Consider the following 22,283-nt stretch of genomic DNA (forward strand, 5'->3'; position numbering starts at 1 on the left):
AAACATCAGTATATCATCATGAACAAAAAACTACTATTAAGCTTATCTCTCTTGTCGCTGACACTGGCGGCACAGGCACAATACCAGTCGAAGGTATGGTGCCCCGACAATGGCAATGGAACCTACACTAACCCGGTGATCAATGCCGACTATTCTGACCCCGACGTGTGCGTGGGACCAAGTGGCGATGACTACTATCTGACGGCTTCGAGCTTCCACTGCACGCCGGGACTACCCATCCTGCACTCCAAGGACCTGGTGAACTGGCAGATTGTGGGCTATGCACTGAAGAATCTCTACACGGGGCATGAGGCGCTGCTGCGCCACTTCAGCAGCAAGCCACAGCATGGCAACGGCGTGTGGGCACCCAGCATACGCTATCACAACGGACAGTACTACATCTACTGGGGCGACCCAGACTTCGGTGTGATGATGGTGAAAACCAAGAACGGCAATCCGGCAGGCGAATGGGAAGACCCCGTGTGCGTGATTGAGGGACAGGGCTATATCGACACTACCCCACTCTGGGACGACGACGGACGATGCTATCTGGTGAACGGATGGGCCAACTCGCGTGCCAAGTTTGCATCGGTGCTGACGGTGCGCGAACTGAATGCCGAAGGCACTAAAGCCATCGGCGAACCGGTGATTGTGTTCGACGGCAACGGCACGGAGAACCGCACCTGCGAGGGACCGAAATTCTACAAACGCAACGGATGGTACTGGATTATGTGCCCTGCGGGCGGCGTGCCCACTGGTTTCCAACTGGCCATGCGCGCCAAATCGCCCTACGGACCCTATGAGCACAAAATCGTGCTGGCACAGGGCAAGACCAATATCAACGGACCGCATCAGGGGGCGTGGGTACACACCAAATACGGCGAAGACTGGTTTCTGCACTTCCAGGACAAAGAGGCCTACGGACGCGTGGTGCATCTGAACCCGGTGGACTGGACTAGCGGATGGCCTATCATGGGACAGAAAGGTGAACCGGTGACTACCTACCGCAAACCGAAGGCTGCCGTGAGCACCATCCAGAACCCCGTGGAGAGCGACGAGTTCAACACACCAACCACAGGACTGCAATGGCAGTGGCACGGCAACTACGACGAGAAGTTCGGCATGGCCACCGCCTTTGGCACCTACCGCATCTACACCTATAAGCTGCAGGCTGGATGGAAGAACTTCTGGGAGGTGCCCAACATGCTCCTGCAGAAAACACCCGCCGACCGGTTTACCGTCACCACGAAACTGCGCTTCACCTCGAAAGCCGAGGGACAGATGGGCGGACTGATCATGATGGGACTGGACTACACAGCCCTGATGGTGCGCCGCGCCGGTAAACAGTTTGAATTGGTGCAGATGACGTGCAAGGGTGCCGACAAAGGTGGCGCACAGACAGAGCAGCTGATAGCCACCCTGCAGCCCACGGCTATAGACCAAACAGACTATAAGCCCGGCATACACGAGGATATCTATCTGCGCATGCAGGTGAACGACTCGAAACTGCAGCTGGCCTGGAGCCTGGATGGCAAGAAATTCAAGCCATGCGGCAGCACGTTTACGATGAAAGAAGGAAAATGGATTGGTGCCAAGTTCGGATTTGTATCGGTAGAGACCGACCCCAAAGCCGACCGAGGCTGGATAGAGGCCGACTGGATTAGGGTCGGCCTCTAAACAACATCATATCAGCGGCGTGAGGATTCTGTTTCCTCACGCTTTGCTTTATAATAGCGTTCTACGAAATCAATCTGTTCACTATTGGGGCGCATGATGAGCGAAGCACCATTAGAGAACTGCATCGTAGTGGGCTCATCGGCCTTGAACGAAGGCCAGTAAGGCAGTCCCTTACCATTAGGATTGCAGGTCTTGGCAAAGTTAACCCAATACTGCTGAATAATCTCGGCAGTGGCACTCTCGGCAGGATACTGCTGTGGCTGATCCAGGAAGTGACCATTGAGATACATGATATCATCAGCATGGGCCACGCCGCGGCGACGGGGATCCTGCGAGAAGCTCATCTTGGATGGCTGGGCCAGATAGGCTGCATAGGCAGGACTCTTACCTGTCTGACTCTGCAGGTTGGCCCAAGCAAACGATGGCCAGGCAAAACCCATATCGCGGAAACAGTCGCTAAAGCCATGCCAAGCCTCATCATCGGTATTACCGGGATAAACCTTCAAAGCCTCATCGGCCCAAGAGCCAAAGATGCCTTTCACCGTCTTCTGATAATCCTCAGCCTTCAGATTGCCCGGTGTGAAGAGGGCACCCTCGTCGCTATTGGTCATCACGATGACGGGCACATCATTATACTCGCCACGCTCATAGAGGCGATACTGATCATCACAAATCACATAGCCATCCACACAGGGCCAGAAGCCCGAGAAGCCCACATTGCCATCACACAGAGCCATGGCATCCATCTGGCGCAGCTGCTTCAGATTCTTTTTCTTGAGATGCTTCATGAAAGCCACACCCTGACTCTCGGCACCCTTCTGCGAGGCATCGAGGCCCAGCGAACGGGGCTGATCGCTCCAAGGGGCAAACGAACCGCCACTCTGACTAATGCAGGCGCGGAACAGCCCCTTGGCCAATGGTGAGGCACAGAGCATGCTACAGCTGATGGCACCGGCACTCTCGCCAAAAATGGTAACCTTTGAGGGGTCGCCACCAAACTGGGCTATGTTGCGCTGCACCCACTGCAGGGCATAGATCTGGTCGAGCAGACCGTAGTTGCCCGAATGACCTTCCTTGCTCTCCTTGGTGAGCTCGGGGTGCGCCATGAAACCCAAGGCACCAGTGCGATACTCGATGCTGACGATGACCACACCACGCTGAGCCAGACGCTTCCACAGGTCGCCACCATACCATTCGGTCTGGAAGCCACCACCATGAATCCATACCATCACAGGCAGTTTCTCGCACTTACTCTTGGCCGGAGTGGCAATACCGAGATACAAGCAGTCTTCGCTCATCATATCGGCAGTACGCCCTGGACGTGTGGGCTGTGGGGGCATCGGGCCGAACGTGTCGCACTTGCGCACACCCTGCCAGGCCTTAGCGGGCTGAGGGGCACGCCAGCGCAGATTGCCAACAGGAGGGGCTGCATAAGGGATGGCCTTATACACAGCCAGACCCTCATCGAGCACACCCTCTACATCGCCTGTCTCCACATGGGTGGCCAGCAGGGGCTGCGTCTTCTTGCAGCAAGGGGCCTGCAGACGCACCAACACGGGATAGTGGTCGGATGGCAGGCGCTTCTGGTATTTCTGGAATGTGATCTCCTGAGGGGCATCGGTGCCCTTGATGGGCTCGGCAGTCTGAGGCTTCTCACTCCAATAAGCATTGGTGAGCACGCCATAGCGCTCAACGGCAAAGCTAGGCGACACAAACACATGGTCGATACGACTTGCGGTCTTGAGTTCCGGATCCCAGCTGTTGAAGGTACCGTTCTCGGCAAAGCGCATCTGCGCCTTCTCATAGCTATCCACCAACAGTCCCGATTCGGTGAAGATGCTGTAGATCTCGTTGGTCTGATCGACATTGAAATCGCCTGTGAGCACCACGGGCTGCCCCTTGGCAATCTCGCGGATGCGCTGCACCACCAGCTTGGCGCCCTCGCTACGAGCGATGGTGCCCACGTGGTCCATGTGCAGATTGAAGAAGAAGAACTTCAAGCAGCTGTTCTTCAGTTCAAAACTACCCCACGTACAGATGCGCACGCAGGCGGCATCCCATCCTAGACCGGGGCGCTCGGGATTTTCTGACAACCAGAAATCGCCATGATCCAGGAGCTTCACCTTGTTCTTATCGAAAAAGATGTTGGCATGCTCGCCACCATGCTGACCATCATCGCGCCCCAGTCCGATGCAATCGTAATCGGGCAACTGGCGCAACAGGTCCTGGCGCTGCGACTCGAGCACCTCCTGAGTACCAAAGATGTCGGGATGCTCAAAGAGAATCTGACCGCAGATGACGGGCAGGCGCTGCTGCCAGCCATTGCCGGCATCAGCATCACCTTGGTTCTGATAACGAATGTTGTAACTGCCCACGTAGAGCGCCTGGGCTTGCGCACAGAGTGCTGCTGCCACCATCATGGTGCACAGCACGAGTTTTCTAAGTAACACTTTCATCACTTGTTTTAATTATTATTTTTTAGTTGTTGTACATTCATTGACTAGATATACTATATTTATATAAGGTATACCGGTGTTGGCCTCCAGTCCGATTTCGCAGGTGCGACTGTTGGAGTAGCCCACCTCAATATGATGAGCCTCTATCTGTGGGCGCAGCTTGCGCAAGCCATACTGATTAAGCTCAGGCACACTAAACCCTTTGTCGCCGGCAAAGCCGCAGCAGCCCACGCCTTCAGGCAGGAACACTTGGGTAGAGCATAGCTTGGCCAGGGCTATCATATCCTTATCCACACCCATGTTGCGCGTAGAGCAGGTCAGGTGGAGTGCTATGGGGCGCTCGATAGGATGGAAATCCAGTCGGGGCACCAGGAACTTCATGATAAACTCGGCTGGCTCATAGAGGTGCATCTTATACATCACGCGGCGCATGCGATGCAGACACGGACTCTGGTCACAGAGCACGGGATAGCGCCCCTCCTCGCTGGCTTTCCACAGGGCTTTCTCGAGCTCGGCACTCTTACGGTCGGCAATATCCAGCATGCCCTTCGACTCCCAAATCTGTCCGCAGCACATCTTCTCCATACCCTCGGGGAAGACGACCTCGTAGCCAGCCTTGCTGAGCAGCTGCAGCACCTCATCCACCAAGGCGCGCTGCTTACTGCCACGACGGGACTGCCCCATCGTCTGGTTGATGCAGCTGGGGAAGTAAACTACTTTTAACTGAGAACTGAGAGGTGAGCGCTCGGCTTCGCCGCTTGGTTTGTCCAAGAACTGAGAGGTGTGATTACCCTGCTTGGGTTGGGCATACTTTTGGGGCATGGCGGGGGTCCAGAGGGGCATGCCCATCTTATTCAGACGGCGGCACACGGTGGACATCAACTTAGTACCAAGGCTGACATGGGCAGCATGGGCCACATCGAGCACCACGCGCAAACCCTGCTTGAGACCAGCCATGTGGTTGGCAGCATAGTCGCCGAGCCAATAGCCCAAAGGACGCGTGTTCATATCCAACTGACGAATCAGATGCGTCAACTCGCCCGTGTTGATCTTCATCGGACAAGAGGTAGCGCACAAGCCATCGGTGGCGCAGGTCTGGTCGCCATAATATTCATACTGCTTCTGCAGCGTCCCCAAACGTTCCGGGTCCTCACCAGTCTGAGCCAGATGACATATCTCGCGCTGCACAGCGATACGCATGCGACTGGACAAGGTGAGTCCGCACGACATGCAGTTGACCTCGCAGAAGCCACACTCGATGCACTTATTGGCACGCTTAGCCTGCTGGATGGTCTCCTTGGCAGTAGAGTGCGTGGGGTCTATGAGATAATGTCCGCCATCGGGCACGCTCGTAAAATCGAAATCAAGCACAGGCAATGGTTTGAGGCACTTGATGAAGCAATCGGGATCATCATTGAAGATAACACCACGGTTGAGCAGATTCTTCGGGTCGAAGATAGCCTTGAGCTCCTTCATAACCTCGTAGGCCTCATCGCCCCACTCATACTTGACAAAGGGTGCCATATTGCGACCCGTGCCGTGTTCGGCCTTCAGCGAGCCGTCGTACTCCTCTACCACCAGCTTGGCCACGTCGCGCATCATCTCGGCATAGCGAGCCACCTCGTGCTCATCGGCAAAGCTCTGGTTCAGAATGAAATGGTAGTTGCCCTCGAAGGCATGACCATAAATACAGGCATCGTTGTAGCCATGATCGGCAATGAGCTGTTGCAACTTAACGGTGGCCTCAGGTAGCGACTCGATGGGGAACGCCACATCCTCAATAAGACAGCTAGTGCCCACGGGTCGGGTGCCACCCACTGAAGGGAAGATGCCACTGCGGATGGCCCAGTACTGACCATAGACGGCAGGATCTTCGGTAAACTCGGCGGGGATATAGAGCCGGTAATTGCTCAGACAGTGCTGGATACGGGATATCTTCTCCAACAGTTGCTCGTGGGTGATGCCCTTGGTCTCGGTAAGGATGGCGGTAAGGTTGTGATAGTCGCCTGGCGCCACGCCCTCTATCTTGCCAGCATCCACATCCTGCTTATACTGCAGGAACACAGGGTCATCGACAGATGAGAGCGACTTATAATCGAGCATCTCGGCACTCTTCACCACCAGATTCTCGGCGCTATACTCAAAATCCTCGTTGTCGGCCTCCAATCGTTTCATAGCCACTACAGCCTCGCAACTCTCCTTCATCGAGAGGAAGTAAACCATGGCCGAAGCCTTGAAAGGATAATCCTTGAGGGTGCGCATGGTCACCTCTGACAGGAAGGCCAGTGTGCCCTCGCTGCCCACTATCGAATGGGCTATGATATCAAACGGATCATCATAGGCCACCAGCGGGCGCAGGTTCAGACCGGTGACATTCTTGATACTGTATTTCTTGGTGATACGCTGGGTAAGGGCCTCATCGGCACACACCTTATCATGCAGCTGCCTGATCTTGGCAAGAAATTCGGGATGCGACTGGCGGAAGGCCTCGCGACTATTCTCGTCGCCAGTGTCGAGCACGGTACCATCAGCAAGGATGATACGTGCCGAGAGCATCATGCGGTCGCTATTGGCATGCACGCCACAGTTCATGCCCGAGGCATTGTTGGCCACGATACCACCCACCATGGCAGAACCGATAGAAGCGGGATCGGGCGGGAACACACGTCCATAAGGCTTCAGTATCTGATTAACCCGAGCCCCCACGATGCCCGGCTGCAGTTTTATATACAAGTCAGAGTGGACACTGTCAACTAGAGAAAAACGTTCCCAATGCTTACCTGCAACGATAAGCACACTGTCAGTGCAACTCTGACCGGAAAGCGATGTGCCGGCAGCACGAAAAGTGAAGGGCAACTCATACTTGGCGCACAACTGCACGATTCGGGCTATCTCATCTTCACCATCGCTACGAATCACTACCTTGGGTATCTGGCGATAAAAACTGGCATCAGTACCCCAACCTAAGGTACGCAACGCGTCAGTATAGATTCGGTCGTCAGGCAAAAAAAGCCTCAGTTCGGATAAAAATTCTTTCAGCATACCGCTTACGGTTTTAGTTACAACATATTTTTGGGAACAAATATACAAATAAATTCTATATCGAATCGCGTTTTTTGCTTTTTTTCACTAAAATAGCAATAAAAGTTTACGAAACTTTTCGTATATTTGTCCGCAAAACTTATATAATATTCATTAATAACTAAAATCCTATGTCTGCATTAGTATCAGCTATCCCCATCCTACTACTTATCATCCTGATGATGGGTTTCAAGGTTTCAGGCTACAAGAGTGCCGTCGTCACTCTGATCGTTACAATCGTCCTAGCGCTAGTGGCTGTACCGGTCTTAGGCATCGTGCCTGAGAAATATGCCCAGAGCAGCATCCTTGGCATCACGATATGGTCGGTGATAGAAGGACTGTTGAAGGCCTGCTTCCCTATTATACTTATTATAATATGTGCCATCTTCAGCTACAACATCCTTTGTGAGACGAAGGAGATAGAGACCATCAAGACACAATTCATCCAGATGACCTCGGACAAGGGTTTGCTGGTGCTGCTGCTGACATGGGGCTTAGGCGGCGTGCTGGAAGGTATGGCTGGATTCGGCACGGCGGTGGCTATACCGGCGGCCATACTCATCGGACTGGGATTCAAGCCTATGTTCTCTGCCGTGATATGCTTGATAGCCAACACGGTGGCTGTGGGATTCGGCGCCGTAGGACTGCCTGCCACCACACTGGCCAACCAGGTGGCTGCCAGCGGAACAGCCACACCCGAGGAGCTGTGCGAGGTGGCTACCTTCATCATCCTGCAGCTGTCGCTGATGTTCTACATCACACCATTCCTCATCCTGATGCTCACCGACAAGACCAAGATAGTGAAGAATATCTGCATTGCGCTGTTTGTGGGCACGTTCTCCATCATCGTACAGTTCTGCTGCGCGCATTTCATCGGCCCAGAAACACCGGCCATCTTGGGTTCTGTGGCTGCCATCATTGCCATGCTGCTCTACAACAAACTGTTTATACGCGACGAGCAACCTAGCGACGAGGTGATCGTAGAAAAAAAGAATTTCGGACTGGGCAAGACACTGAAGGCATGGAGCGTGTATGGATTGATTATCTTCTTTATCCTCATCAGCAGTAAGATTGTGCCACCTATCAACGAACTGCTGGGTAGCACACTGGTGACGCAGGTTGAGTTGCCCGTGATTGGCAACACCTTTAAGTTTGGTTGGCTTTCGAATGCTGGACTGATGATTTTCTTGGGCGCGATGATAGGTGGACTGATACAGGGTATGAGTCTGCGTGCGCTGCTCAGGCTACTGGCCAAGACCACGCTAAACCTGCAGAAGACGGTGGTGACCATCTGCTGCCTGGTGGCGATGGCTATGCTGATGAATAATACGGGGATGACGAACGATATCGCCAAGGGTCTGGTGATGCTGACAGGTGTCTCCTTCCCGTTCTTCGCACCACTAATCGGCTCTATCGGCACCTTCGTAACGGGTAGCGCCACCAATGCCAACATCCTGTTTGGTAAGTTGCAGGCCACTGCTGCCAGCGACCTAGGACTGGTGAACCACGGCAGTTTCTTCGGCGTGAGCGGCAATGAGACCAACTGGCTGGCGGCTGCCAACTGCGCCGGTTCAGAGGGCGGTAAGCTACTGTCACCACAAAGTATCGCCATCGCTACCGCAGCATGTGACATGGAGGGGCAGGATGGCGATATTATGCGAAAGACCATGCCGTTTGCTATCTTCTGGATACTGATGAACGGCCTGATGGTGTTCTTAGGCTTGCACGTTATTTAGCAGGCTGCAGATACCAGCGTACGGTCCAGTTAAGTTCGGCACCGGGAGCCAGGGTGGTATAAGCGCCTTGGCTCTCGAGTTCTATATAGGTCTTACCACGGTTCACATAGACCTGTATCTCGGCTTCGCCTGGAGCAGGCTCATCGGCCTTCAGGTCGGCAAACTTCTTGGTGAGCACCAGACCGTTGTTCTCATAGCTCAGCCAACCCTTACCATCGGCATTGACCTTGCGATTCTCCTGAGCCTCATCGGCAGCGTAGCATGCCACGCCATTCTTCTGCTCGAAGTTCATCAAGCCGGCAGGCCAGATGCTCTCAACGGGTGCATCAAACTTGATCACACCGGCATTGGGCACACGGGTTATCTCCCATGGTGCCACCTGGCGTGTTTCACCGCTCTCGTTGATGATGCTGTAGGTGACAACGATGGCACCATCCTTCGCATCGGTACTAAAATCCTTGCGCACGCGGTACTTCAGTTTTTCAGACACCGGACTGGTCATCACCAGATGACCATCCTTCTCCACCACCTCATACACACCCTTATCGAGCTCGAATACAGGAGGCCAGTTCCACTCCTTCTGCGGACTGGTCCAGAAGGTGCTACCAAAGGACTCGGGCCAGCGCAGCTGCGAGATAACTTCCTGATCCTGATACTTGAGCGACATAATCTTGGCGCCCTTCTCGGGGTTGATGGTCATGGTGACATCACCCACCTTTAACTCTCTTGTCTGTGCCATGCTTACCGACGACATCAGGCACGCCATGGCTGAAAGAACTAGAATTCGTTTCATACTTATAGTTGATAATGATTTTGATTGTTTGACGTAGATGAAGGTCAAAAGTTAAGCCCCGTTATAGTTCGTTAACGTTAGTTCTGCTTTTTAGACCCTGAAAAAGTGTAACTTTGCACACGGAAAAGCAGAAAAATAGAATCAATGGAGAAACTCTGGAACAGGAACTACTGCAAGGTGATGGCAGCCAACTTTATGTTGTTTTTTGCCTTCTATGTGCTGACGCCCCTACTGCCACTCTACCTGAGTGAGCACTTCGGTGCCACTAAGGATGTGATTGGCCTGGTGCTCTCTGGCTATACCATCACCGCACTGCTGGTACGCCCGTTCAGTGGATTCATGGTTGATTCGTTTCCTCGCAAAACGGTGCTCATGGTGGCGTTCGGCATCTTTGCCATCTTCTTTGCAGGCTATCTGGCTGCCTCTACCCTACTGCTCTTCACCATCGTACGCACGCTGCATGGCGGACCATTCGGCGCCCTCACCGTGGCCAACTCTACCGTGGCTATCGACGTGCTGCCCAGCAGCAGGCGTACGGAAGGTATCGGCTTCTATGGACTGAGCAACAACCTGGCTATGGCCATAGCTCCCACCATCGGCATCTTTATCTATCAGCTCACCCACAGCTTTGAGTTTCTGTTCTGGCTGGCGCTTATCGTAGCCACCTCAGGCTGGCTCATCGACTCGACCGTTCAGCTACCCCACCCTCTCCCAAAGAAGGACAAAACAGAGCAGAAGGCACCGTCAAGCGCACCAACACTGTTGGGAGGCAGAGTGAAATTAGACCGTTTTTTCCTAACCCGCGGCTGGCTGTTAGGACTCAATATGATTGCGTTTGGTTTTAGTTTTGGTGTGCTGAGCAATTATCTGGCCATCTACGGCAAGGAGGTGATGGGCATCACAGGCGGCACTGGCACCTATTTCATGTTGTGCTCAGTGGGATTGATGTTGTCGCGCCTACAAGGCAGCAAAGCCTTGCGCCAGGGTCGCGTCACTCATAACGCCGCTACCGGCATGGTCATCTCACTGGTGGGCTACACCCTCTTCATCGCCTGGGGAGGAGGGATTGGTTACTATGGCTCTGCCCTCCTCATCGGCTTGGGCAACGGACACATGTGGCCAGCATTTCAGAATATGACTATCAATGTGGCCAGCAACAATCAGCGTGGCACAGCCAACAGCACCATCCTCATCTCATGGGATCTGGGTATGGGACTGGGCATTCTGGTGGGCGGTATCGTGGCCGAGCTGATCAGCTATAGTGCTGCTTTCTGGACTGTGGTATTGGTAAACGGAACTGGTGTAGCCACGTTCTTCATGGCTACCAGAGCATTCTTCTTAAAGCGCAATCTTAATCCTACCGTGCGATAATCCCCTTCTTCATATCACGCATCTTGCAAGGTATCCAAACAGATACCTTACAACCCTTGCCTGGTTCTGAAGTGAGAGTAATTTCGCCCTTCAGACTATCAATAATCGACTTGCAGATAGATAGTCCGAGACCAGAATCCTTGTTGAAGAACGTCAGCGAATCGCCCTTTTGTATCAAGTCAGAGAAGTCGTTCTGCTGTTCCTTGATATTTCCGTCGCCGGTATCGGTGACCGTTATCTCCAGTCCCTTATCTTCATAACCATATTCTATCGTGATAGAGCCATCGGAAGTATGCGCATTCGCATTGCGCAAGAGGTGTATCATGAGCTGATACATCAGATTGGTGTCGAGGGTGGCCTTGCAGTGGGGTGACAGTTGAGAGCGCACCACCACCGTCACATCGGTGCCGGCATCGCGCTGCGCCTCGCGACGGTATGACGCCATCAACTCGGCCAGGTTCACCTCTATCAGCGTAAAGGTGCCCATGCTATTCTCGAAATTAGAGAGTTCTAGCAACTGCGAGATAAAATACATCAGTTGATTGGCATTCTCATTTATCTCAGTTGCCATGCTTTGAATCTGCTGTCGGGTGATATCATCGTGTTCCATCAGCTTCTTACTATCATAGATAATAGTATTGATGGGCGTACGCAAGGCATGACTCACGTTGGCCATAAACACCGTCTTGACACGCTCGCTGCGCTGGGCACGATTTATCTCGCTTACCAAACGTTCATGATAATAGTGACGAATGATCAGAAAAGAAATAACAAATACAGTTGTCAACAAAAACAAAAGAATCCAATACACATTCATAATACCATTATTTTAGGTTTCAGAATGCAAAGATAAGCAAAAGGCTTGAAAAAAGAAGAGCGGTTAACATAAATTAACCGCTCTGGATGTTTACTAAAGAATGTCTATCTGTCGTGACAACTTCACTTTCTCCTCGACAATCTTCGGAAGTTCAACCGTCAGCACACCATGTTCTACGCGTGCCTTGATGTCTTCTTTCTTCACATCGTCGGGCAGTATCAGCGTCTGCTCGAACTTTGAGTATGAGAATTCACGACGCAAGTAGCGTGTGTTCTTATCCTCATCCTTATGCTCCTGCTTGCTCTCCATCTTGATAATCAGGTTGCCCTCATCGTTGATGTGAACATTAAAATCCTCCTTCTTCATGCCCGGTGCAGCAAGTTCTACGGTGTAGGCCTTGTCGCTTTCTTTCACGTTGATTGCTGGTGCTGTGCAATTAGCTTTCGGCATAAAATCCGTATCAAACAAATCACCAAACACGCTTGGAATCCAACTGTTAGTTCTCATTACTGGCATCATAATTTTTACCTCCTAATTCTATTTTTTTAAATTGTTAAACCATGTTACTGAACGACTGGCGTTCGACAACTAAGAGGCAAAAGGCATGCTAAGCCCAAATTATATGTCATAATGACAGTATTTCGCGACAAACTGTCAGTGCTTCAGCTACAGTAGGTATCTCTGAGATGACCACCGAGTGCTTGCCGCTACCCTCGCGGAAGTTGCATCTACGTGGATATTTGGTGACATAGTGGAGGATGCGACTGAACTGTTCGCTCTGGAAGTAAGGACTATCATCGCGGTTCACGAAATAGAAGAACATCTTCTGTTGCTTGAGCATAATCTTCTCGATACCCAGTTGCTTACCGGCCACACGCAATGGTACCACCAGAATCAGCTCTTCGCTGACAGCGGGGATAGCACCGAAGCGGTCCACCAGGCGCTTTCGATAGGCATCCAGTTGCAGCTCCAGTTGGGTGCTGTTGGCCAGATTATCCAGTTCGCGGTAGAGCAGCATGCGCTCTGAATCACTAGGCACATACTGGTCGGGGAAGTACATCTCGATATCACTATCCAGTGCACAATCATCAACCCAGGCGATATTACTAGTATCAGTAGCCGGGCTAGTTTTTCCAGCTGCCGAATCGGCAGCTGATGCATCGGCAGCTTGGGATTCGGCGGCTGCTGCGAATTCGGGCTCTTCGTTCTTGAGTTCGCTCATGGCCTGGCTCAGAATCTTCTGATAGGTCTCGTACCCCAGGTCGGCGATAAAGCCACTCTGCTCAGAGCCCAACAGATTGCCTGCGCCTCGGATATCCAAGTCTTGCATGGCGATATTGATGCCAGAACCGAGATCGGAGAAATTCTCGAGTGCCTCCAGTCGGCGACGACTCTCCTGATTGAGTGCCGAGAGTGGTGGCGCCAGCAGATAGCAGAAAGCCTTGCGGTTGCCGCGTCCCACACGTCCACGCATCTGGTGCAAGTCACTCAGTCCGAAATTATGCGCGCCATTAATAATAATGGTGTTGGCATTAGGTATGTCGATACCATTCTCAACGATGGTGGTTGAGAGCAGCACATCATAATCGTAATTAGAGAAGTCGAGGATAATCTTCTCGAGTTCCTCAGGCTTCATCTGCCCGTGTCCGATACAGATACGTGCATCAGGCACGTACTTCTGAATAATCTCAGCGATATGCTGCAGATCGGCAATGCGATTATTCACGAAATACACCTGTCCGTTGCGACTCATCTCGAAGTTGACAGCCTCTGAGATGATCTCCGGACTGAACGTATGAATCTCCGTCTGAATGGGATAGCGGTTGGGGGGCGGCGTCTGAATCACACTGAGGTCGCGCGCACCCACCAGCGAGAACTGCAGCGTACGTGGTATAGGTGTGGCACTCATCGTCAGCGTGTCCACCGAGGTTTTCATCTGGCGCAATTTCTCTTTGGTAGAAACGCCAAACTTCTGCTCCTCGTCGATAATCAGCAGTCCCAGGTCCTTAAACTTCACGTTCTTGCTGACCAGGCGCTGGGTACCGATGATAATATCTATCTTACCCTCGGCCAAATCTTTCAGTATGCGGTTAGTATCTTTTGTGGTACGCGCGCGCGTTAGGTAATCCACCGTTACAGGCATGTCCTTCAAACGGCCCGAGAACGTGCGGAAGTGCTGATAGGCCAGCACCGTGGTGGGCACCAGCACAGCTACCTGCTTACCATCAACAGCTGCCTTGAATGCGGCACGCACAGCCACCTCAGTCTTACCAAAACCCACGTCGCCACACACCAATCGGTCCATGGGGCGTGCCTTCTCCATATCGGCCTTCACGTCCTGTGTGGCTTTCAGCTGGTCGGGCGTATCCTCATAGAGGAACGAGGCCTCCAGCTCGTGCTGCATATAAGAGTCGCGACTGAAGGCAAAGCCCTTTTCCCTGCGACGCTTGGCATACAGTTTTATCAGGTCGCGGGCTATCTCCTTGATGTGTGCCTTGGTGCGCTCCTTCAGGCGCTCCCACTGGCCCGTACCTAAGGTTGATAGGCGCGGTGCATCACCATTATCCTGCGACTTGTATTTAGCCACCTTATACAGCGAGTGGATAGATACATAGATGGCATCGCCATGCTGATAGGTAAGCTTAATCATCTCCTGATAGCCATCGCCCTGAGGCATACGTACCAGTCCGCCGAACTTACCCACACCATGATCTACGTGCACCACGTAGTCGCCAATCTCAAACTGCTGTATCTCCTTCAGCGTCAGCGCCATCTTTCCGCTGCGCGCCTTGTCACTCTTCAGATTATATTTATGGAATCGGTCGAATATCTGGTGGTCGGTGAAGAAGCACATCTTCAGGTCGTCGTCGATAAAGCCCTCGTGCAGTGTTTTCTCTACCGGTGTGAATCGTATCGCGGCATGCTCGCCCTCGGCTTCGGCACGCTGCGCAAAGATATCCTTCAGACGTTCGTTCTGCTTGGCGCTATCAGCCAGAATATACACCTGATAGCCCTTGTGCAGGTAGTTATCGAATGCCTGAAACAGCATCTCGAAGTTCTTGTGGAAAAGCGGTTGAATCGTGATATTAAATCGGATAACCGTGCAATCGGATACCGAAGCACGATGCCCGAACTCGATACGTCGGAACTCTTCGGCCTGATGCATAAACTGCGGTCCTGTCACCAATGGCATTTCTTCCTGGAAGGCGGCATCGATGGCATCACGCACGTACAGATAGTCCTTGGTAGCGATAATAGTTTCCTTAGGCAGCAACGAGAGGAATGGTTCCTGGGCTGCCTCTTCGGCCTGCAGCTCGGGCACTATCTCTACCCTATCGCGGTCGTCGAGCGAGAGCTGGTCTTCAACCTGGAATGTACGCACGCTCTCTACATCATCGCCAAAAAAGTCGATACGGTAGGGATACTCGCAACTGTAGCTGTAAACGTCGAGGATAGAACCACGCAGCGCAAACTGTCCGGGCTCGTACACGTAATCCACCTCTTTGAATCCCAGTTCACGCAACTGTTTGGTGATATTGCCAACGGGCACCTCCTGCCCCTTCTCAATCACAATGGTACGTGCATCCAGCGTCTGCTTAGGCACCACCATCTCAGCCAGGGCCTCGGGATAGGTGACAATATATAATTGACTATTAACAATTGACAATTGAGTCATCACCTCGGTACGGAGAATCTGCGAGGCAGAATCAAGCTGTCCGTACTTGATGGCACGACGGTAACTGCTGGGGAAGAACAACACCTTTCGGGTGCCCAACAGCTGTGTCAGGTCGTGATAAAAGTAGCCCGCCTCCTCGGCATCCTGCAGTATAAACAGGATGGGCGCCTTACACTTGGCAGCCAGACTACCAAACAACATGGGTGCACTAGAGGCCAACAAGCCTTCAAGGAAAATACGTGGTGATGCCGCATTCTCCATCTCGTGAGCCAGCGCTGCCACCTGCGGCAACTTGGCATAAACTTTTCCTAATTCTTCTAACTTCATCGTGATTCGCGGGCAAAGATACAAAAAAAACGTGGAATTCGTGCAATTCGTGCAAAAAAAGCATTATCTTTGCACCGTCTAAATTAAGAGCATATGAATCAAAGTGACAGTATAGTTATCATACCAACCTATAATGAAAAGGAGAATATCGAGAAGATTATTCGTGCGATATTCGGGTTGGAGAAGTGTTTTCACATATTGGTCATCGACGACGGATCGCCCGACGGCACAGCTGCCATCGTGCGCGGACTCATGGCTACCGAGTTTGGAGGCCGCCTGTTTATCATTGAGCGCAGCGGCAAACTGGGACTGGGAACAGCCTATATAGCCGGATTTAAGTGGGCACTGGAGCACGACTACGACTACATCTTCGAGATGGACGCCGACTTCAGTCACGATCCTAACGACCTGCCACGCCTCTACGCAGCTTGTCATGACGAGGGTTACGACGTGGCCATCGGCAGCCGCTATGTATCAGGCGTCAACGTGGTGAACTGGCCCATCGGACGCGTGCTGATGAGCTACTTTGCTTCGAAATACGTGCGCCTGGTTACAGGCTTTAACGTACACGACACCACAGCCGGATTTAAATGCTACAAGCGCCGCGTGCTGCAGACCATCGAACTGGACAAGATTCGTTTCAAAGGCTATGCCTTCCAGATAGAGATGAAATACACCGCCTATAAGATTGGCTTTAAGATCAAGGAGGTGAGCGTGATTTTTGTAAACCGACAGGAGGGTGTGAGCAAGATGAGCGGTGGCATCTTCGGCGAGGCCTTCTTTGGCGTGATGAAACTGCGCTGGGACGGCTGGATTCGTAGGTACCCAAAACCGATTGACAATTGAAGATTGAAAATTGAAGATTATGATTACCTTACTATATAAAATCTACCAATTTATTATCTGCCTGCCTGGTATCGTGCTGATGACAATGATCACAGCACTCGAAGTGGGCATTGGCACCACTATCGGCAACGGTCACTTCTGGGGCTACTGGCCCGGACACATGTGGGGCCGCATTATACTGAAGATGTTTCTTATCCCAGTGAAGGTTGAAGGACGCCAGCACCTGGAGAAAGACCAGAGTTACGTGTTTGTGGCCAACCACCAAGGCTCGTTCGACATTTTTCTGATTTATGGTCATCTGAACCGTAACTTCAAATGGATGATGAAGCAGCAGCTCAGAAAGGTGCCCTTCCTGGGCTATGCATGCGCCAAGAGTCACCAGATATTCGTGGATAAGCGCGGACCCAGCAAGATTCGCAAGACTTACGATGCTGCCCGCGAAATACTGAAGGAGGGCTACAGCGTGACGGTGTTCCCCGAAGGAGCACGCTCGTTTACCGGGCACATGGGACAGTTCAGAAAAGGTGCTTTTGCCCTGGCCGACGAACTGCAGTTGCCCGTAGTACCGCTCACCATCAATGGCTCGTTCGATATCCTGCCTCGCATGAAGGGTTTCAACTTTGTGAACTGGCACCCGATGAAGCTGACCATACATGAGCCTATCTACCCTGTAGGACAGGGTCCCGAGAACGTAGAAGCCACCATGCGCCAGGCCTACGACTCTGTCATGTCGGCACTCGATGAGAAATATCAGGGCTACGTAGAGAATCCCGATCAATGATTATCATCCGTTTTATCATCATCACGGTGCTATTTGTGATAGCACTTACTGCCATTACCATCTGGGCCTATAAGCGCCGCAACAAGTTGGTGATGGCTGGTGCTGCCGTGGTGTGGTATATTGCGCTGTACGGCACCTTTATCGGCTTTCAGAAGTTGGAGGTGAACCATCACACATACACGTCAGCCTCACTACCCAAGGCTTTCGACGGCTACAAGATTGTACTTTTCTCTGATGCCCATGTGGGCAGCTATAGAGGTATGAACAGACGGGTGCTGCAGCGTGCCATCGACTCTATCAACGCCCAGCATCCCGACATGATTGTGTTTACCGGCGACTTGCAGAATGTCAAGCCCGAAGAGATACTTCAGCATGAGAATCTGCTGAAGAGTCTGAAAGCCAAAGACGGCGTTTACAGCGTACTGGGCAATCACGACTACGATAAGTATCTGTACCAGAAAGATGGGCTTAACACCGAACCCTGCCGCGAAACGATAGCACTGGAGAAGCGCATGGGTTGGCATCTGATGCAGAACGAACACCACATCATTAAGCGAGGCAACGACAGCATTACCATAGCAGGTATGGACAATGATGGCGACGGCAAGCGTTTCCCACAGCGAGGCGATGTAAAGAAAGCATTAAGTGGCGCCACACCGTTTGTGATCATGCTAGAACATGACCCTAGCGCCTGGCGCCGGAAGATAGTGCCTGACGGGCGCGCACAACTCACTCTGAGTGGACACACGCACAACATGCAGTTTGCCCTGTTTGGCTGGTCGCCCATGAAGCTATCAGGCAAAGAGATTAACGGCTGGTACACCGAGGGAAAACAATCATTGTTTGTTACAGCAGGATTGGGCGGACTGATTCCCTTCCGCTTTGGTGCAACGGGAGAAATCGTGGTGCTAAAATTAAAAATAAAAGAATAAAAAAATAAAAGAATAAAAAAAATATTCTTAGAGGCTTAACCATTTGCGAAGGACTTCGGCGGGAAGTCCACGACGATAGGCATAGTCGCGCAACTGATCTTCGCCTATCTTACCAATCGAGAAATAACGTGCTTGTGGATTAGAAATCATCATGCCACTCACACTGGCGTGAGGCTTCATGGCGCCACTCTCCGTCAGTCGGATACCAATCTGCTTCATGTCCAGTATCTCATCCAACAGGAAATTCATGCTGGTATCTGGCAACGAAGGATAGCCTACAGCCGGACGTATGCCCTGGAAACGCTCAATCAGCATATCGTCTATCGAGAGATGCTCGTTCTTGGCATATCCCCAGAACTCCTTGCGCACCCGCTCATGCAGGCGCTCAGCTGCTGCCTCAGCCAGTCGGTCGGCCAGCAGTTGGGTGAGCATCTTCTGATACACATCATCATCAAAATCCGTTTCCAGTCCGATGTCAACTGATGTTGCAAAAAGACCTATCTTATCCTGGCGGGGCGAAATAAAATCAGCAAGACACATGTAAGGAGGCTTGCCTTGCTGCTGGCGCAAACAAGGTATCCTCACTCCCCTCTCCTCACTCCCCTCTCCTCGAGAGATAACAATATCATCATCCTCGCTATGGGCATCGAAGAGCTCAAACACCGCATAAGCCCGATACTTGTCTTCCAACTCTTCGAGCTTGCTGAGCGCCTCACGCTTCATGCGCTGCTTCTCAGCCTCATCCTTCACCTGCCAGGCAAAGAAGTAGTAAACCCAGTTGATGTAAGGTACGAGTTCGGATATGCGATAGGTTATTTTCATCTGAATTGTACAGGTTGACCAATATACGATGTATCCACAACACCATCCTGATACACGGTATGACCATTACAGATGGTGCGCTCTACGCGCCAGAGGAAGGTGTGGTTCTCCATCGGGCTCCAGCCACATTTGCTCTGGATAACATCCTTGGTAACCGTCCACCCTGTGTGAGGACGAACCAGCACGATGTCGGCCTGATAGCCTTCGCGCAGATAACCACGGTTGCGCACTTCAAACAAGTCGGCAGGGCGATGGCACATCAGCTCTACCAGTCGCTCCAGTGTAAGCACACCCTGATCCACCAGCTCGAGCATGGTCACCAGCGAGAACTGCAGCATCGGCATACCACTGGCAGCCTTGGCACAGCCACCCTCCTTCTGTTCCAACAGATGGGGCGCATGGTCGGTACCAATCACTGCTACACGCCCATCGGCCACAGCCTGGCGCAAGGCATCGCGGTCGGCCTGCGACTTGATGGCAGGATTGCATTTGATGCGGGTGCCCAAGGCAGCATAGTCACGATCGCAGAAATAGAGGTGCGAGGGGGTGACTTCGCAGGTGATGGGGGATGGGTGTTGGGTGTTGGTGGTTGGGATGAGTTCCAGTTCCCGAGCTGTAGTGAGATGGGCGATGTGCAGACGAGCATGGTGCTTCTGGGCCAATTCTACGGCCAGTTTGGTGCTCTGATAGCATGCCTCGGCACTACGAATCTCTGGGTGGTGTATCACTTTGGGGTCGTCGCCATACAAACGTTTGGCTTCGGCCATATTCCGATTGATGATATCCGTATCTTCACAATGCACCATCACCGGCATCTGCGCTGTAGCAAAGATCTTGTCGAGCGCCTCACGCCTATCCACCAGCATATTGCCCGTAGAGCTGCCCATAAAGAGCTTGATGCCTGGAATACGATGCGGGTCGAGCTGACTGAAAAGGGCTACATTGTCATTGGTGGCACCAAAGAAGAAGCTGTAGTTCACATGACTCTTCTGTGCTGCCAATGCAAACTTCTCTTCAAGCGCTTCGATGGATGTGGTTTGTGGCACCGTGTTAGGCATGTCGAAATAGGTGGTGACGCCACCTGCTGCCGCTGCCCTACTCTCGCTGTCGATATCAGCCTTAGCTGTTAATCCGGGCTCACGAAAGTGCACATGATCATCAATCAGACCGGGTAGTACGAAACATCCCGAAGCATCAATCACTTCGTCGAATGATGCGTTCGGGACGGTGTTTCCTTCTACAATCTTAGTTATCTTAGAATCTTCGACGATGACAGAACCGTCGAATATGTTGTTCTCATTAACGAGCGTTCCGTGTAGAATCAGGCGTTTCATTATTTGCGTGTGCTGCTGGAGTTTGCGTTTGTACTGGAGTTACATCTTCTACAAGTCCATTCTGGCGAGCCTGTATCTCATTGGCCACCTGGTAGTACTGCTTCACATAAGGATCGGCCTTAAACTTCTTGGTAGCCTTGCTCATGATATCTTCAATCTGTGGTGTCAGCACAGGATACTGGTAGCTGCCAGTAACCATCATAAACACACCAGGACCGAGCACATTGTCGAAGTTCTCCACGATAAAGTTGGTCACCAGCGAGTCTTCCTGCTGGGCGATACGTGCAGCCTCGGATGAGAGCTGACGGTTGATGACATCCTCGTCGATACCCTCGAGCAGCATCTGACTCTGACGATGAGAGAGCTCGTTGAGCTCATTGCCCAGCTGGTCGTGACGCTTCATAAACTCATAGAGCTTCTCGTTGAGTGGCGAACCACTCACCGTGCGACTGCTATTGTCGATATGTATCTCGATATCGCCCTGCTCGATAACCACAGGCATCATCAATGGGTCTTCATCCATATACAGACTGGCCATTTTGATGGTGTCGAGCAGACCTGCGAATTTAAATTTTCCATGTACCACATCGCACGAGTCGATATTTTTCAACTCGTCGTTAACCATTGCTTTTAGGTAAAGTTTACTTCCATCCAGCGCTGATACAGAGGTTGATCCCTGTATGTTATACGACTCAGCGCAAGAAGCGAGAGTTACTGCTGTTAGTAATGCGTAGAATATCTTGTTCATAACATATTGTTTTCGGCCGCCAAAATTACAACTATATATTGAGGTAGAAAAATAATTTTGCGCATTTTAAAACAAATGCGCAATCTTTTAATTATTTTTTTGCCTCTTTGTCGAGTTCACTGCCAATTCTGTGCATCGAATAGAGCTGCAAGAGTGCCGCAATCAGCAGCACAATCACCCACTTATTATACACATATTCTATATAAGTAATATAGCTCAATCCGAAGACGTTTCCCTTGCTGGAAAACATCAGCAGTGCAGCTACCAGAAACAGCACATCGCTGAGCAGCATCATGCGGCGCAGGCGGCGGATGGTAAAGTTCTGCCCTTCGTAGCGCTGCAGCATCTGCATCGAGGCAAATCCCAGTGCGCCAATGGCAAAGATGTAGGGTGCACTACCCCATCCTAACAATGTAGTTCCGGCTCCGATAGCCATCAAAATACCGCCAAAAAGGAAGATGGCGGTTTGTATCTTATTCAACTCTTTCATCAGTCTCAAGTGGTTTTGCATCGCGATCATCATCGCTCAGCTGAAATATATCTTCATCATCTGCCTTCATGAAATAGCGTTCGCGCGCTATCTTCTCGATGGCTTTTGGATTTCTTTCCAGTTCCTTAATCTGAGCCTGATCACGTGCAAAGTCAGCCTCATACTTTTCTTTCTCTTCAGTCAGCTCGTCGATATGCTGGCGATTCTTGAAATGGCTCCACAGACTATTGTCGTCGAGAAAGCCCACCAGCAGCACGCCAATCACGCACACCACGGCATACTTGAAGTAGACCGATTGGAATACGCGCTGCACGTAAGACTTTATTGTCATCAAAACTTTCATACCATAGTTAATTTGCCTGCAAAGTTACAAAAAAGTAGGCATGAATTACACAA

At 51.7% G+C, this 22,283-nt stretch carries 17 protein-coding genes; 6 read left to right on the forward strand and 11 right to left on the reverse strand.

What is annotated here, in order from left to right; genetic code table 11:
- Positions 1–18: 18 nt before the first annotated feature.
- Positions 19–1,677, forward strand: coding sequence for a glycoside hydrolase 43 family protein (locus T360_RS0109745; protein ID WP_028912617.1), 1,659 nt, complete (start codon positions 19–21; stop codon positions 1,675–1,677).
- Positions 1,678–1,688: 11 nt separating this feature from the next.
- Here the strand turns inward: T360_RS0109745 and T360_RS16745 are convergent, their stop codons facing one another.
- Entirely contained in the window at positions 1,689–4,133 is a 2,445-nt protein-coding gene (locus T360_RS16745) for a carboxylesterase family protein (protein WP_369793507.1), read from the reverse strand.
- A 15-nt stretch (positions 4,134–4,148) separates the two neighbouring features.
- Positions 4,149–7,175, reverse strand: coding sequence for an FAD-binding and (Fe-S)-binding domain-containing protein (locus tag T360_RS0109760; protein WP_028912618.1), 3,027 nt, complete (start codon positions 7,173–7,175; stop codon positions 4,149–4,151).
- A gap of 170 nt (positions 7,176–7,345) precedes the next feature.
- Between T360_RS0109760 and T360_RS0109765 the strand changes: the two genes are divergently transcribed.
- Complete coding sequence (locus tag T360_RS0109765) at positions 7,346–8,950, forward strand: L-lactate permease (RefSeq protein WP_028912619.1); 1,605 nt, start codon at positions 7,346–7,348, stop codon at positions 8,948–8,950.
- On the opposite strand, the gene T360_RS0109770 is transcribed toward T360_RS0109765, so the two are convergent.
- The gene (locus T360_RS0109770; RefSeq protein WP_155949479.1) at positions 8,943–9,743 is read right to left on the reverse strand and encodes a hypothetical protein; all 801 of its coding nucleotides are present in this window, start codon (positions 9,741–9,743) and stop codon (positions 8,943–8,945) included. The two genes, T360_RS0109765 and T360_RS0109770, sit on opposite strands and share 8 nt — an antisense overlap.
- A 144-nt stretch (positions 9,744–9,887) precedes the next feature.
- Here T360_RS0109770 and T360_RS15130 point away from each other — a divergent pair, with 144 nt between their 5' ends.
- A complete protein-coding gene (locus T360_RS15130) occupies positions 9,888–11,114 on the forward strand; it encodes an MFS transporter (protein ID WP_036929409.1) in 1,227 nt (408 codons plus the stop codon).
- Here T360_RS15130 and T360_RS0109780 read toward each other — a convergent pair.
- The 3 genes from T360_RS0109780 to mfd all read right to left on the reverse strand — a co-directional run bounded on the left by T360_RS0109780 (position 11,101) and on the right by mfd (position 15,934).
- Entirely contained in the window at positions 11,101–11,844 is a 744-nt protein-coding gene (locus T360_RS0109780) for a sensor histidine kinase KdpD (RefSeq protein WP_197019300.1), read from the reverse strand. The two genes, T360_RS15130 and T360_RS0109780, sit on opposite strands and share 14 nt — an antisense overlap.
- 180 nt (positions 11,845–12,024) lie before the next feature.
- A complete protein-coding gene (locus T360_RS0109785; protein WP_028912622.1) occupies positions 12,025–12,450 on the reverse strand; it encodes an Hsp20/alpha crystallin family protein in 426 nt (141 codons plus the stop codon).
- Positions 12,451–12,556: 106 nt separating this feature from the next.
- Positions 12,557–15,934: a transcription-repair coupling factor gene (gene mfd, locus T360_RS0109790; RefSeq protein WP_028912623.1), complete on the reverse strand. Its 3,378-nt coding sequence runs from the start codon at positions 15,932–15,934 to the stop codon at positions 12,557–12,559.
- Positions 15,935–16,027: 93 nt separating this feature from the next.
- Here mfd and T360_RS0109795 point away from each other — a divergent pair, with 93 nt between their 5' ends.
- From T360_RS0109795 to T360_RS15135, 3 genes are read left to right on the forward strand one after another with little or no spacing between them, the layout of a single operon-like run.
- A complete protein-coding gene (locus T360_RS0109795) occupies positions 16,028–16,780 on the forward strand; it encodes a polyprenol monophosphomannose synthase (RefSeq protein ID WP_028912624.1) in 753 nt (250 codons plus the stop codon).
- A 22-nt stretch (positions 16,781–16,802) separates the two neighbouring features.
- Positions 16,803–17,561, forward strand: coding sequence for a 1-acyl-sn-glycerol-3-phosphate acyltransferase (locus T360_RS0109800; RefSeq protein ID WP_155949496.1), 759 nt, complete (start codon positions 16,803–16,805; stop codon positions 17,559–17,561).
- The gene (locus T360_RS15135; protein ID WP_051523505.1) at positions 17,558–18,493 is read left to right on the forward strand and encodes a metallophosphoesterase; all 936 of its coding nucleotides are present in this window, start codon (positions 17,558–17,560) and stop codon (positions 18,491–18,493) included. The genes T360_RS0109800 and T360_RS15135 overlap by 4 nt, the downstream gene beginning before the upstream one ends.
- Before the next feature lie 27 nt (positions 18,494–18,520).
- Here T360_RS15135 and T360_RS0109810 read toward each other — a convergent pair whose 3' ends face one another.
- The 5 genes from T360_RS0109810 to T360_RS0109830 all read right to left on the reverse strand — a co-directional run bounded on the left by T360_RS0109810 (position 18,521) and on the right by T360_RS0109830 (position 22,218).
- Positions 18,521–19,315: a vitamin B12 dependent-methionine synthase activation domain-containing protein gene (locus tag T360_RS0109810; protein ID WP_028912626.1), complete on the reverse strand. Its 795-nt coding sequence runs from the start codon at positions 19,313–19,315 to the stop codon at positions 18,521–18,523.
- Positions 19,312–20,649, reverse strand: coding sequence for a dihydroorotase (locus T360_RS0109815; RefSeq protein ID WP_028912627.1), 1,338 nt, complete (start codon positions 20,647–20,649; stop codon positions 19,312–19,314). The genes T360_RS0109810 and T360_RS0109815 overlap by 4 nt, the downstream gene beginning before the upstream one ends.
- Positions 20,615–21,397 (reverse strand): DUF4369 domain-containing protein, encoded by a 783-nt coding sequence (locus T360_RS0109820; protein WP_028912628.1) that lies wholly within the window; start codon positions 21,395–21,397, stop codon positions 20,615–20,617. Before T360_RS0109820 ends, T360_RS0109815 begins: the two co-directional genes overlap by 35 nt.
- Positions 21,398–21,488: 91 nt before the next feature.
- A complete protein-coding gene (locus T360_RS0109825; RefSeq protein WP_028912629.1) occupies positions 21,489–21,887 on the reverse strand; it encodes a hypothetical protein in 399 nt (132 codons plus the stop codon).
- Entirely contained in the window at positions 21,871–22,218 is a 348-nt protein-coding gene (locus T360_RS0109830; RefSeq protein ID WP_028912630.1) for a septum formation initiator family protein, read from the reverse strand. The genes T360_RS0109825 and T360_RS0109830 overlap by 17 nt, the downstream gene beginning before the upstream one ends.
- Between the last annotated feature and the right edge of the window lie 65 nt (positions 22,219–22,283).

Source organism: Prevotella sp. MA2016 (genome assembly GCF_000619825.1).
In the GTDB taxonomy this organism is placed as follows: domain Bacteria; phylum Bacteroidota; class Bacteroidia; order Bacteroidales; family Bacteroidaceae; genus Prevotella.